Source organism: Acinetobacter sp. YH12100 (assembly GCF_013419135.1).
GTDB lineage: Bacteria > Pseudomonadota > Gammaproteobacteria > Pseudomonadales > Moraxellaceae > Acinetobacter > Acinetobacter pseudolwoffii.
On sequence record NZ_VPAQ01000008.1, the window covers coordinates 15,013 to 27,701 of the forward strand.

The 12,689-nt window shown below is 44.8% G+C and carries 13 protein-coding genes; 3 read left to right on the forward strand and 10 right to left on the reverse strand.

Features of this window, described 5'->3' with window-relative positions; genetic code table 11:
• Positions 1-6: 6 nt before the first annotated feature.
• Positions 7-693: a YggS family pyridoxal phosphate-dependent enzyme gene (locus tag FTU40_RS07020; RefSeq protein WP_180040355.1), complete on the reverse strand. Its 687-nt coding sequence runs from the start codon at positions 691-693 to the stop codon at positions 7-9.
• Between the two features lie 123 nt (positions 694-816).
• On the opposite strand from FTU40_RS07020, the gene FTU40_RS07025 reads away from it, so the two are divergent.
• Both FTU40_RS07025 and FTU40_RS07030 read left to right on the forward strand, forming a co-directional pair.
• Positions 817-1,854 (forward strand): type IV pilus twitching motility protein PilT, encoded by a 1,038-nt coding sequence (locus tag FTU40_RS07025; RefSeq protein WP_004279279.1) that lies wholly within the window; start codon positions 817-819, stop codon positions 1,852-1,854.
• A gap of 30 nt (positions 1,855-1,884) precedes the next feature.
• Positions 1,885-3,006 (forward strand): PilT/PilU family type 4a pilus ATPase, encoded by a 1,122-nt coding sequence (locus tag FTU40_RS07030; protein WP_074384137.1) that lies wholly within the window; start codon positions 1,885-1,887, stop codon positions 3,004-3,006.
• Between the two features lie 67 nt (positions 3,007-3,073).
• On the opposite strand, the gene fur is transcribed toward FTU40_RS07030, so the two are convergent.
• Complete coding sequence (gene fur, locus FTU40_RS07035) at positions 3,074-3,511, reverse strand: ferric iron uptake transcriptional regulator (RefSeq protein ID WP_005096051.1); 438 nt, start codon at positions 3,509-3,511, stop codon at positions 3,074-3,076.
• 112 nt (positions 3,512-3,623) lie between these two features.
• On the opposite strand from fur, the gene FTU40_RS07040 reads away from it, so the two are divergent.
• On the forward strand, positions 3,624-4,022 hold the full coding sequence (locus FTU40_RS07040) for an outer membrane protein assembly factor BamE (RefSeq protein WP_004279275.1): 399 nt from the start codon (positions 3,624-3,626) through the stop codon (positions 4,020-4,022).
• A 100-nt stretch (positions 4,023-4,122) separates the two neighbouring features.
• Here the strand turns inward: FTU40_RS07040 and FTU40_RS07045 are convergent, their stop codons facing one another.
• The 8 genes from FTU40_RS07045 to FTU40_RS07080 all read right to left on the reverse strand — a co-directional run bounded on the left by FTU40_RS07045 (position 4,123) and on the right by FTU40_RS07080 (position 12,653).
• Positions 4,123-4,455 carry an RnfH family protein gene (locus tag FTU40_RS07045; protein WP_180040276.1) on the reverse strand — a complete coding sequence of 111 codons (333 nt, stop codon included), beginning with the start codon at positions 4,453-4,455 and terminating at the stop codon, positions 4,123-4,125.
• A complete protein-coding gene (locus FTU40_RS07050) occupies positions 4,455-5,534 on the reverse strand; it encodes a hypothetical protein (protein ID WP_005096049.1) in 1,080 nt (359 codons plus the stop codon). Before FTU40_RS07050 ends, FTU40_RS07045 begins: the two co-directional genes overlap by 1 nt.
• Before the next feature lie 143 nt (positions 5,535-5,677).
• A complete protein-coding gene (locus FTU40_RS07055) occupies positions 5,678-6,133 on the reverse strand; it encodes a bacteriohemerythrin (protein ID WP_005096048.1) in 456 nt (151 codons plus the stop codon).
• Positions 6,134-6,414: 281 nt separating this feature from the next.
• A complete protein-coding gene (locus tag FTU40_RS07060) occupies positions 6,415-7,263 on the reverse strand; it encodes a class II glutamine amidotransferase (RefSeq protein ID WP_005096047.1) in 849 nt (282 codons plus the stop codon).
• Positions 7,264-7,395: 132 nt separating this feature from the next.
• Positions 7,396-8,304, reverse strand: a complete 909-nt coding sequence (argB, locus tag FTU40_RS07065) for an acetylglutamate kinase (protein ID WP_005096046.1) — start codon at positions 8,302-8,304, stop codon at positions 7,396-7,398.
• A gap of 10 nt (positions 8,305-8,314) precedes the next feature.
• Positions 8,315-9,733 (reverse strand): phosphomannomutase/phosphoglucomutase, encoded by a 1,419-nt coding sequence (locus FTU40_RS07070; RefSeq protein WP_159516751.1) that lies wholly within the window; start codon positions 9,731-9,733, stop codon positions 8,315-8,317.
• A gap of 380 nt (positions 9,734-10,113) precedes the next feature.
• Positions 10,114-10,566: a dUTP diphosphatase gene (dut, locus tag FTU40_RS07075; RefSeq protein ID WP_005172331.1), complete on the reverse strand. Its 453-nt coding sequence runs from the start codon at positions 10,564-10,566 to the stop codon at positions 10,114-10,116.
• A 47-nt stretch (positions 10,567-10,613) separates the two neighbouring features.
• Positions 10,614-12,653 carry a UvrD-helicase domain-containing protein gene (locus FTU40_RS07080; RefSeq protein WP_005096042.1) on the reverse strand — a complete coding sequence of 680 codons (2,040 nt, stop codon included), beginning with the start codon at positions 12,651-12,653 and terminating at the stop codon, positions 10,614-10,616.
• Positions 12,654-12,689: the final 36 nt, after the last annotated feature.

Below are 12,689 nucleotides of genomic sequence, written 5' to 3' on the forward strand. Positions count from 1 at the left end.
CGCCTGTTAATCCTTTTGAGGACGTGCACCAAATAATGCCGTGCCGACACGCACCATGCTGGAACCGGCAGCAATTGCAGCCTGCATATCGGCCGACATGCCCATACTTAAAGTATCCCAATCTTCAGGATGCGCATGCTGAGCTTTCACCCTATCAAATAAAGCTTTAGCCTCGATGAAAGCTTGAGGATTGCCCGGCGCTGGAATCACCATCAGGCCACGTAATCGTACATTTGGCAGTTGGCTGATTTGTCTAACTAAATCCGCAACTTCTTCCGGTTGGCAACCATCTTTCGTATCCTGAGCATCAATATTGACCTGAAGACAGATATTCAGCGCGAGCTGATCTTCTCTACGCTGATTGGATAAACGCTCGGCAATAATCAGACGACCCACCCCATGCACCCAGGCAAAATTTTCTGCCAGATGCTTGGTCTTGTTACGCTGTACATGGCCAATAAAATGCCATTCAATTTCCAAGTCTTTTAGAGCCGTAATTTTCTCCAGCGCTTCCTGCAAATAGTTTTCGCCAAAGGCACGTTGTCCCGCCTGATACATATCAGCCAGTACTGCACTCGGCTGGGTCTTGGAAACGGCCAGCAGTTGCACCGAATCTGGCTCACGACCGGCCTGAGCACAGGCTGTTTCAATTTGCGCTAAAACCTGATTTCGTGACTGTTGCAACATATTCATTGATGGGGTTCTCATTTCATTCATCTTTTTTTCCCTTGCCCATAAACTAAGGGTTGGTTAAGCTGTGGGAAAGCCTTATTATTCTATCAAAATAATTAACATTTTAATGAACTCGGGGACCTTATGGATATCACAGAATTGTTGGCATTTTCTGCTAAAAATGGTGCGTCGGATTTACACTTGTCTGCAGGCTTACCGCCAATGATTCGTGTCGATGGGGAAGTTCGTCGTATCAACCTGCCAGCATTAGAACATAAAGAAGTACATAAACTTGTTTATGACATCATGAACGATAAACAGCGCCGTGATTTTGAAGAAAATCTGGAAACTGACTTTTCTTTTGAAGTACCCGGTGTGGCCCGTTTCCGTGTCAACGCATTTAACCAGAACCGTGGTGCCGGTGCAGTATTCCGTACCATTCCATCCAAAGTTCTGACCCTTGAAGATCTGGGCATGGGACAGATTTTTAAAGATATCTGTGAATATCCGCGTGGTCTGGTACTGGTCACAGGGCCAACCGGTTCGGGTAAATCAACCACCTTGGCGGCGATGCTGGATTATATTAACGACAACCGCTATGACCATATTCTGACCGTCGAAGATCCAATCGAATTTGTGCATCAATCCAAGAAATGCCTGATCAACCAGCGTGAAGTGCATCGTGATACGCACGGCTTTAATGAAGCCCTGCGTTCCGCACTGCGTGAAGACCCGGATATTATTCTGGTTGGTGAGATGCGTGACCTTGAAACCATCCGTCTGGCCTTAACTGCGGCAGAAACTGGTCACCTGGTGTTTGGCACCCTGCATACCACCTCTGCGGCCAAAACCATTGACCGTGTGATTGACGTATTTCCTGCCGAAGAAAAAGATATGGTTCGTGCCATGTTATCGGAATCATTGCAGGCTGTGGTTTCACAGGCCTTGCTGAAGAAAAATGGCGGCGGACGTGTTGCGGCACATGAGATCATGATTGGTATTCCTGCAATCCGTAACCTGATTCGTGAAAATAAAGTCGCACAAATGTATTCTGCGATTCAGACCGGTGCCAACTATGGCATGACCACACTGGATCAGACCCTGAAAACCCTGGTATCTAAAGGTCTCATCAGCCCGCAAGTGGCACGTACTGCAGCCAAACAGCCAGAAGCATTCTTATAAGAAAAATTAATTGTATTGGGGTTTTTATACATGGATTTTAACGGCTTACTCGATTATATGGTGGAGAAAAAAGCATCGGATCTGTTCATTACAGCCGATGTCGAACCTTCAATCAAAATTAATGGGCAGATTTTACCGATTGGTTCGATAAAATTACCCGGCGCGGCAGTGGGGCAACTGCTTCACTCCATCATGAGCGACAAGCAGCGTAAAGAATTTGCAGACACGCGTGAATGTAACTTTGCCATCAGTACACCGGATAAAAGTGCCCGCTTCCGTGTCAGTGCCTTTCAGCAGCGTGATCAGCCGGGTATGGTTTTGCGTCGGATTGAAACCGTGATTCCGACCATGGATGAACTCAAATTACCGCCGATTCTAAAAGAACTGGCGATGACCAAACGCGGCATCATTATTTTTGTCGGGGCAACCGGTACCGGTAAATCAACTTCGCTGGCCTCGCTGGTCGGTTATCGCAATGAAAATTCCAAAGGTCATATCATTACTATTGAAGATCCGATCGAATTCGTTCACCAGCATAAAGGCTGTATCATCACCCAGCGTGAAGTCGGGATTGATACCGATTCCTTTGAAATTGCCCTGAAAAACACCTTACGTCAGGCGCCGGACGTGATTCTGATTGGTGAGATTCGTTCGCGTGAAACCATGGATTATGCGATTGCCTTTGCCGAAACCGGCCATCTGGTCTTTGCGACCCTGCATGCCAACAACGCCAACCAGGCCATTGACCGGATCATTCATTTCTTTGAAGCAGACCGGCATAACCAGCTGTTCATGGATTTGTCGCTGAACATGAAAGCCATTGTGGCACAGCAACTGATCCCAACCATCGATGGCAATGGTCGTCGTGCCGCGATTGAGATTCTGATTAACTCCCCCCTGATTGCTGACCTGATCCGTAAAGGTGATGTGCATGAGATCAAGGACCTGATGAAGCGTTCCCGTGAACTGGGCATGCAAACCTTCGATCAGGCACTGTATGACCTGTATAAGGCCAAGCAGATCAGCTATAAAGATGCGCTGAAACATGCGGATTCACCCAATGACTTACGTCTGCAAATCAAACTGGCAGAAGAAGGCGGCAGTCATTTATTACGTGCACATTCCAATATCACCTTTGATGGCCAGTCCTGATCAGATTGAGCACATAAAAAAACAGGCTTCAAGAAGCCTGTTTTTTTTGTTTCAACCGGAGTGCAAATTATTTTTTACGAAACACTTCCTGACAGGCCGGCGCATCGCAGTAGCCATACAGATTCAGAGAGTGACCGGTTAATTCAAAACCAAATTTTTCAGCAACATCATGCTGCTCTTTTTCAATCGTATCATTAATAAATTCAACAACTTTGCTGCAATTCAAACAGACCAGGTGATCGTGGTGATCTTCCTGCATGATCTCGAAAACGGAATGATTGTTTTCAAAATTATGACGCTCAATAATACCCGCGGCTTCAAACTGTGTTAACACACGATACACAGTTGCTAAACCTACATCTTCACCCTGATCGAGTAAAGTCTTGTAAATATCTTCCGCACTTAAATGATGTTGTCTTGAATTTTCTAGTAATTCTAATATTTTAATTCGTGGAAGGGTAACTTTCAGTCCAGCTTTTCGTAAATCTTGGTTTGAAATAGTCATGTAAAAAGGTCTCTCAACAAAATCAAAGTTGGAATATGCAACAAACTTTAGATGCAGTATGATCTATCCTTGGATCAAATGCATCATAATTAATTTGGGATAGTTTAGCAAAATGCAAAAAATCATGTTGACGTTATTCGTCACTTCCTTGCTCGTCGGCTGTTCGACATTAGGTGTTTATAAAGTAGATATTCCTCAAGGAACCCCTTTAACCCAAGCTCAAGCCGCTAAAATTCAAGTGGGAATGAGTCATCAACAGGTGCGTTTCTTACTGGGCAGTCCAACGGTAAGCGATCCGCTGAATCCTTTACGCTGGGACTACATCTATAACTATACCCCAGGAACCTACGCTAAAAAAGCCAAGATCCCGGCAGCCCAAGGCCAGCATTTGAAAATTTACTTTAACCAGTCTGGTATCGTGGAACGTGTTGAAGGTCTGGAAACCATTCCAGAATCTCAACCCGGCTTACCAGGTTCAAAAGAAGCAATTTTAAATGCGCCTCCACTATAGTCGCTTTCTCATGAAAAAGCCCCTGAATCATCAGGGGCTTTTTTGATTAAGTCGATTGATTGAGCAGATCATTGAAACTAATGCTCATTCAAGCCGCTTTCTATTCGGAAGATGGTTTCAGCTTTCTTAAAAGATTGCCTCTGGCATAACGACCCACCGGATTTTTCTCGGCACGTTTACGTCGGATATCTTTAGGATTGATAGTCAGTGCTCGGTAAATTTCGACTCGATCACCTGCTGCAAGTGGCTGCTGATGATCTTGCAAGCGTACACCAAAGATGCCCAAAGACAAGGGTTCAGGTAGGGTAACCTGCTCTGCTATGCCACTTTGCTGGATGGCATCCAATGCTGTCATGCCGGGCTGAAATGGCACAGCCAGATGAAACTGTTGCTCCGGAGTCGCATAGGCCACCCAGATCAGTGCATTATTCATCAGAACAGTTGTCCTAGAACAGCGACCATCGCCACGATAATCGAAACAGGCAATACCACACGGACAGCAATACGCCACAGGTTATAGAACCCTTCAGAGCTAAAATTCATTGATTTACGTAAATGGCTGATCTTCATGATCCAGCCCGCAAAGAGCGCGTAAATCAAACAAATCAATAAGCCCCAAAGCAGTAAGACTACGTTGAACATTGGTGTCACATTTGGAATGGCCCAGATCAGGGTGACGACAGCCATAATCGCCCATTGAATCGCAGGGTGAAGCTGACGTTGCTGTAACTGCTCTCGTGCCATCTGCAGGATGAATGCAGCAGTCGCTACAATCGCGGCCACCAACGTAAATGCAGGGATTTGTGCTTGTACAGCAAAGAAGGCAAATACAATCACAGCAAGCAATTGTGCGATCCAGATCGGCAAGACCGTCTTGCTGGCGACATCCTGCTGTTGTACAGCACTCAGGCTAGACTGCCAGTACAAGCCCATGCCTAGGCCACTTGCAACCAGTGCCAATACGGTGGCATTGCCCCATTCCGAGAATTCAACTGGCGTGACTTGCCATGCAGGTAGCGCAGTTCCCATCACATTTGCCAAGATCAGAGATGCCAGTACGCCAATCGCCGTAATGACTAACAAAATTTGACGCGGCAGCAGTGACAAGACCAGAGCGGCAATTACCAGACCTATAAACAAAAGATTCGGTGCAAGATCAAGAGCAGCAAGCGCCAGAACATTGCTGGCATTGTTCAGCATGGCACCGGCCAGAAAAGGAATAAAGATCACACTGAGCCAGCCGACTATACGCCATTTTTGTGAGGCATCTGCTTCACGGGTCAGCGTTGACAGTGCCTGTAATGCCGTTGTTTTAGAGCGCTTGGCCAAAGCAATTTCCAAGTAGCAGATGGGAAGCGCCAGAATCAGCATAGTGGCTAACCAGAGCATCCAGAAATCCAGCTGACGATCAATCTGTATACCCGTTATCGGTGCGAGCGTCGCGATGATAATAAACGATAAACAGAAAGCCATCAGCGGTGATAACCATTTTGACATAGCATTGTCCTGCATGATGCATTCCTATAAAAATCTAGCGCTATTTTGCCTTGTGAAGCGGTGAAAATCAAAAACAAAAAGCAAACCACCATGACAGTGATTTGCTGCGCAAAATTTATTATTAAATTGTAATTCTTGTTATCTCGTTACGTCTTTTATTATGAGAAGAAACGAGCGAACCAGTTTTTACCTTTTTTCTGTTCTTTTTCTTTGATAATGCCCATCATATTTTCTTTGACTGCGCCGACATAATCAGCGTCATCGTGCTGAATATGGTTGATTAACCATTTAGATAATACTTCATGCAGTTCTGATTCAATTGACTGCCCCAGTTCAAAACGATCACGATAAGACTCGATTTTCTTGATAAACAGGTCATGCACACGTTTGTGCGGCACCCGGTATTTATAGCCGGCTTCTTCCTGAAGAGATTCCTCAAAAGTGAAATGTGACTGGGTATAATCAATAATATTTTCGAGGATCTGTTTAATACGGGCACGGTCGGTATTTACATTGATCTCATCAATTTCATTGATATAATCGAGAATTCGTTTGTGCTGATCGTCAATCACATCGATACCAGTATTATAGTCTGGAACCCATTTCATTTTCATTACGACCACCTATAAATATTAAGGACTTATCACATAAAAATCATCATATAACGTATTGATTTGAATAAAAATGAAGTAAATTAGTCGGCTTTCGGCTTAATTTAAGAGAAACCTTGCAATTAACTGTTTTCATTAGGAATATATTTTAAACCCGAGTATAAGAATCAGATATTTTTTAATCAATCTACTATTTCTAATAATATGGTTTCTCTTTAATTTAAATAAAAAAGATATTAAAAAATAGGAATTAAATCCCATCTTTAAAATAAAAAAATCTATTTTTAATATAAATCTGCTTTGGTCACACGTTTTAAGGACGGATCTAGACGTTCCCGTTCCAACCGATCTACCCGAGTCAGTTGCGAACGGAACTTGGCACCCTCTTTAAACAGAATCATTTCACCCGGCTGAAAAGCGGTCCATTCCTCATTTTGTGTCAATGGCTCGGTGGTAATAACTGCAACCCTGTCCTTAGGCGTAGTGACCTGACTAAAGTCCACCTCGACATCAATATCAATCAGCTGTGCCGGTCTAAACGGGTATTCACGCACCAGCCAGTGCAATTTGGTAATGGCATAGCTAAACAGCGCCTGCCCATTGGAAAGACAGAAATTAAAAGTGCCGTGTTCTGCAATCGCAGGTGAAACCTCAGCAAGTAGTTCAAAGACCTGATCCAGACTCGGTTCATCATAACCAAAGCGTTTGACCAGCTGATCGAGCAAATAGCAAAAAGCGCGCTCACTATCAGTATTGCCGACTGGGGTAAAACGGCCACTCAGCACCGGAAAATACTCATGCAAATCGCCATTATGGGCAAAAATCCACTGCCGGCCCCACAGTTCGCGGCTAAATGGATGCGAATTTTCCAGATTGATTTTGCCTTGGGTGGCTTTACGGATGTGCGCAATCACATTACGGGATTTGATCGGATAGTTACGCACCAGCTCGGCAATCGGAGATTCAACCGCAGACTGGTTATCGACAAATAGGCGACAGGCTTTATCCTCAAAAAAAGCAATTCCAAAACCGTCGGCATGATCCGAGGTAATTCCGGCCCGCTGGGAAAACCCACGAAATGAAAAGGTAATATCCGTCGGGGTGGCACAATTCATTCCGAGCAGTTGGCACATGGTCTGGTTTCAGCTTTCTATTTTCTTAGATGCTTATTGTGCATGACTACCCGAGTCATTTCAAATAGCTATCAGTTATAAATAGAGATAAAAAAGAGCCTCAATTGAGGCTCTTTTCCGCAAAAAAACAACTTATGGACGAGGTGGATGGGCACGGTTGGTAATCAGTGTACCAACGCCATGATCGGTAAAAATTTCCAATAAGCTGGCATGTGGCACACGACCATCTACAATATGCGCGCTCACTACGCCGCCTTTGACCGCATCCAGTGCACAGCCGACTTTAGGAATCATGCCACCATAGATCACGCCTGTTTCAATCAGACGGTCAACTTCCTGAGTGCTTAAACCCGTCAGCAGGTTTTTATTTTCATCCAGAACACCTGTAATATTGGTCAGCAGAATCAGCTTCTCTGCACCTAGGGCTTCTGCGACTTTACCTGCCACCAAGTCTGCATTGATGTTATAGGTATTGCCTTCTTCATCCACGCCCAGCGGTGCAATCACGGGAATGAAATCACTGTTGGTGAACATTTCCAGCACATCGGTTTTTACGCCAACGACTTCACCGACCAGACCCAAATCAATTTGCTGAACCGAACCATCTTCAGCCACTTTTTCCATCAGCAGTTTTTGTGCACGAATCAGGTTGCCGTCTTTACCGGTCAAGCCAATGGCACGACCACCATGCTGGTTGATCAGGTTCACAATCGATTTATTGACACTACCGCCAAGTACCATTTCCACGACTTCCATCGTGGCAGGATCAGTCACGCGCATCCCGTCGATACGGTCTGATTCACGGCCCAACTGTTTCAGCATGGAATCGACTTGTGGCCCCCCACCATGCACCACAATCGGATTAATACCAACCGTTTTTAATAATACGATATCACGTGCAAATGAACTTTCCAGCTCAGGATCGGTCATCGCATTACCGCCGTATTTTACTACCAGGGTTTTACCCGCAAAGCGTTGAATATACGGCAAAGCTTCTGTCAAAATCTGTGCTTTGTCGATGCCTGTTTGTTGATTTGGCATTCGCCTCTCCTTATTGAGCATCTAAAATATCTTGAGCGATCTGTGGATAACGTTCACGCAACATGGCTACAAACAGCTGACGAATTTCATTCAGGCCCTGAGCATCATTGGCATCAAAGCGCACTGTGAAATACTCACCTGTATTGGATGCTCGAATGATGCCAAAACCATCCTCAAAATCAAGACGTATCCCATCAATTTTACTGATTTGCGCACGAATTCTTTCAGATTGCTGTTCAACAAAGTCTAAAAGTTCAACCGGATGCACATGATGCGTTGCAATATAAAGATCTTCGGTCCCATGCCGTTTCGGATAAGCCGCTAAAGCTTGTGCAAGACTTTGACCAGTTTGATCCAGATATTCCATGACTCTGAGCGCTGCATAGAGTCCATCATCATAGCCCCAGCCACGGCCATCATTAAAGACATAATGCCCGGCATATTCTCCACCAAAAATCGCCTGCTGCTGAGATTGTGCCAGATAAGTTCTCAGAAATGAGCTTCCGGTACGAATCATCACCGGCTCACCGCCCAAACGTTGCACGGTGTCTCGCACCAGGGTTGAACATTTGACATCATAAACAAACTTGCGTGGTGCTGAGTCAGTGAGGCAAATTTCGGCAAACAGGCACAGTAACTGATCCGCCGTGATAATCTGGCCCTGTGCATCAATCAAGACCACGCGATCGCCATCGCCATCCAGGGCAATGCCCAGATCAGCTTGCTGTTGCATGATGCTTTGGCGTAAAGTCTCCAGATGTTTGTCTTGCGAAGGATCTGGTGCATGGTCTGGAAAATGCCCATTGGCATCACAACGCAAAGCCATCACCGCACAACCCATTTTTTGAAGCACCAGATTGGCACAGCGCCCGGCTGAACCATTCAGACCATCCAGAACCACTTTAAATGAGCGCTTCAACTGGATATCTTTTAATATACCATGCTGATATTTTAGACAAAATTCTGGAATAACTTGATGAGTCTGTTCGTCTAGGCAAAGCTGCTGATTGCTATAATGTGGTTTGGCCAGATGAGCCACCTGCTGGATCATCTCTGGGCAAGGCGGCTCACCAGAGACAATCCATTTAATACCATTATCTTCTTTGGGATTGTGACTGGCCGTGACCATGATGCCATTGCCATCAAATTGCCGTGCGGTGAAATACAGCATCGGACTGGAACAACAACCGACAATGGTGGCTTCAATCGAATAAGCTTGAAAAATACGGCGAATGGTTTCTGCAAAAGCCGGACTGCTAAGCCGTGCATCATAGCCAATTGCGACACGTGTCTGTCGCGCAGCCTGATATTGCTGTGCTAAACCGTGAGCAATTGCATCGATAATCCCAGCACCCAGTACACTGACTTTACCGCGTATGTCATAGGCTCGAAAAATGTGCATAGGGAATAGATGATTCATAGATCCCATAAAACTGTTCTTTTCACTAAATATAAGGAGGTATAAAATGACTTATTTCATCATCATGACTTTAAACATTTGTTTTTGTTTTAAGACCCGCTACTTTTAAACCATTTCAATGTAACAATCAATTATAAAAATATTACCGTTAACTGAATAATCAGAAAATTTCTGTGATGAAATAGTCCTTATTTAATTATATTTATTTTTAATTTCCCCGGCTAAAATTAAAATAAAGATATAAATTTCAATTTTGAATAACTCTATTTATATAGAAAATAAATTTTTATTTTTAACTCCATTTTAAGCGTCACATTATGTTTAGGATTTACTTTGTTGTATTTAAGAAATGACCTACATCCATTCATTGTTTGCAGGTCATCTTCTCTTTAGTTTTTACCGGTATGGCCAAAGCCACCAGCACCACGCTCAGTGGCTTCAAATTCACTGACCAGATCAAATTCAGCTTGTACTACCGGTACCAGCACATATTGCGCCAAACGTTCACCCGGCTCCAGACTGAAAGCAGTCTGACTCCGGTTCCAGACCGATACCATCAATTCACCCTGATAATCTGAATCGATAAGACCTACCAGATTACCCAGCACAATCCCGTGCTTATGACCTAAACCTGAACGTGGCAAGATCAGACCTGCAAAAGCAGGATCTTCGATATAAATCGCCAAGCCTGTTTTCACTAAAACGGTTTGACCCGGTTCAATCACTGTCGTTTCATGGACGCAGGCACGCAAGTCCAATCCTGCTGAACCTGTGGTGGCATAAGTCGGTAATGGCCATTCCTGACCGAGACGCGAGTCAAGGACTTTCACCTGAACTTTCATGTGTTCATTCCTGTTGTTGCATTTAAAATATGTATAAGCGTTGAACTTTATCGTTTGATAAGATTGCGCAAATTATCCAGATAATGCTGCGCCTGTAATTTCGGATCGATATTACCCGCCAGCTTTTTCTTGCGACCTAACCATTCCAGTTCATCTTCCGGTAATTCATCCAGAAAACGGCTTGGAGTCATTTGCTTCATCTGTCCGCCAGCCTTGCGCTGTTCGGCCAAGGTAATGGTCAGACCCTGACGTGCACGGGTAATCCCGACATACATCAGGCGACGTTCCTCTTCAACCGTCTCCGCAGCAATCGAGTTCTTATGCGGCAGAATTTCTTCTTCCAGCCCGATCAGATAGACATAAGGGAACTCAAGCCCCTTAGAAGCATGTAAGGTTAACAAGTTGACTTTGTCAGTATCTTCTTCTTCCTGTTGCTGCTCCAGCATATCCAGCAGCACCATTTTACGAATCACGCTTTCAATATTTTTTTCATCGACATCTTCAGCGCGGTTAATCAGGCTTTGGATGCTGCTATAAAGCACTTCAATATTGTCGAGCTTGGTTTTTTCCTGTGCCGGCGTGGCTGCAGTTTCCTTGATGTAATCGATATAACCTGCTTCAATCATCATCTGACGGATGATCGGTACCGGTTCATCATCATCAAGTAAATTGCGGGTAAAGCCCTCAATGAAGTCGGCAAACTCTGCTAACTGTGTGGTGGCCTTTTTCGGAATCGCCATGGTCAAACGCTGATCCGCTGCCGCAGCCAGCAGTGACAGGTTATTTTCCTGAGCAAAGAGACCCAGTTTTTCCAGTGTCACCGGCCCAATGGCACGTTTTGGCGTATTGATAATCCGTAGGAAAGCGCTGTCATCTTCAGGGTTAATGATCAGGCGTAAATAACTCATCATGTCCTTGATTTCGGCACGCGCGAAAAAAGATTGACCGCCAGACAATTTATACGGAATCTGCATCTGACGGAGATGGGTTTCTAAAATACGCGCCTGAAAATTGCCGCGATATAATACCGCATAATCTTTCCAGCTTTTCCCATTCATCAATTTATGCGTGATCAGGTCTTTGACCACGCGTTCTGCTTCATCATCATCATTACGGCAAGTAATCACCCGGATCACTTCACCATGGCCTTTGTCTGACCAGAGTTTTTTATCAAAAATATGCGGGTTATTGCCAATCACGGTGTTGGCTGCTTTAAGAATACGACTGGTCGAACGATAGTTCTGTTCCAGTTTAATCACTTTTAAATTCGGGAAATCTTGTTGCAGCAAGGCCATATTTTCCGGTTTGGCGCCACGCCAAGCATAGATGGACTGGTCATCGTCGCCTACGGCGGTGAACTGCCCCATTACGCCAACCAGCAATTTCACCAGAATATACTGTGCAGTGTTGGTGTCCTGATATTCATCGACCAGCAAATAACGCACCCGGTTTTGCCATTTATCCCGTACTTCGGCATTTTCCTGTAGCAGACGTGTCGGCATCACGATCAGGTCATCAAAATCTACGGCATTATAGGCACGCAGATTACGTTCATAAAGCTGATATAAATGCGCAAACTGGACATCTTCGGCAGTTTCACAAGTGGTATGCGCCTGCTCGGGTGGAATCAGATCATTTTTCCAGTCCGAGATCATTTTCATGGCTTTGGCAATCAGTTCTTTGCTTTCTGCACCGGATAAATTATCACGATGCATCAAATCCATCAGAATACGTTTGCAGTCGTCAGCATCCAGAATCGAAAAATTATTTTTAAGGGGGGTATGTTTCAGCTCCAGACGCAGCATATTCAGGCCAAAGGTATGGAAAGTCGAAACTGAAACGCCTTTACTTTCTTCACGGGTTAACAATTTGCTGACACGCTCTTTCATCTCACGTGCCGCTTTGTTGGTAAAGGTCATTGCAGTAATACGATGCGCAGGAATCCCGCAATGCTTGACAAGATATGCGATTTTTCGCGTGATCACTGAAGTCTTGCCTGAACCCGCTCCTGCAAGTACTAACAAGGGTCCTTGAGTGTATTTCATGGCTTCAAGTTGCTTGTCATTTAACTGACTGGCGAGTGACATATGGCTTCCTCTTCTAGATTCGGCTCCGATTATAGT

What these genes read in the sequence shown, in the direction of transcription:
- FTU40_RS07050 (WP_005096049.1), bottom strand. Translation starts at nt 5,534, where the DNA reads ATGCAGGACAATGCTATGTCAAAATGGTTATCACCGCTGATGGCTTTC.
- FTU40_RS07080 (WP_005096042.1), bottom strand. Translation starts at nt 12,653, where the DNA reads ATGTCACTCGCCAGTCAGTTAAATGACAAGCAACTTGAAGCCATGAAA.
- FTU40_RS07025 (WP_004279279.1), top strand. Translation starts at nt 817, where the DNA reads ATGGATATCACAGAATTGTTGGCATTTTCTGCTAAAAATGGTGCGTCG.
- FTU40_RS07030 (WP_074384137.1), top strand. Translation starts at nt 1,885, where the DNA reads ATGGATTTTAACGGCTTACTCGATTATATGGTGGAGAAAAAAGCATCG.
- dut (WP_005172331.1), bottom strand. Translation starts at nt 10,566, where the DNA reads ATGAAAGTTCAGGTGAAAGTCCTTGACTCGCGTCTCGGTCAGGAATGG.
- fur (WP_005096051.1), bottom strand. Translation starts at nt 3,511, where the DNA reads ATGACTATTTCAAACCAAGATTTACGAAAAGCTGGACTGAAAGTTACC.
- argB (WP_005096046.1), bottom strand. Translation starts at nt 8,304, where the DNA reads ATGCCAAATCAACAAACAGGCATCGACAAAGCACAGATTTTGACAGAA.
- FTU40_RS07045 (WP_180040276.1), bottom strand. Translation starts at nt 4,455, where the DNA reads ATGAATAATGCACTGATCTGGGTGGCCTATGCGACTCCGGAGCAACAG.
- FTU40_RS07040 (WP_004279275.1), top strand. Translation starts at nt 3,624, where the DNA reads ATGCAAAAAATCATGTTGACGTTATTCGTCACTTCCTTGCTCGTCGGC.
- FTU40_RS07070 (WP_159516751.1), bottom strand. Translation starts at nt 9,733, where the DNA reads ATGGGATCTATGAATCATCTATTCCCTATGCACATTTTTCGAGCCTAT.
- FTU40_RS07060 (WP_005096047.1), bottom strand. Translation starts at nt 7,263, where the DNA reads ATGTGCCAACTGCTCGGAATGAATTGTGCCACCCCGACGGATATTACC.
- FTU40_RS07020 (WP_180040355.1), bottom strand. Translation starts at nt 693, where the DNA reads ATGAATATGTTGCAACAGTCACGAAATCAGGTTTTAGCGCAAATTGAA.
- FTU40_RS07055 (WP_005096048.1), bottom strand. Translation starts at nt 6,133, where the DNA reads ATGAAAATGAAATGGGTTCCAGACTATAATACTGGTATCGATGTGATT.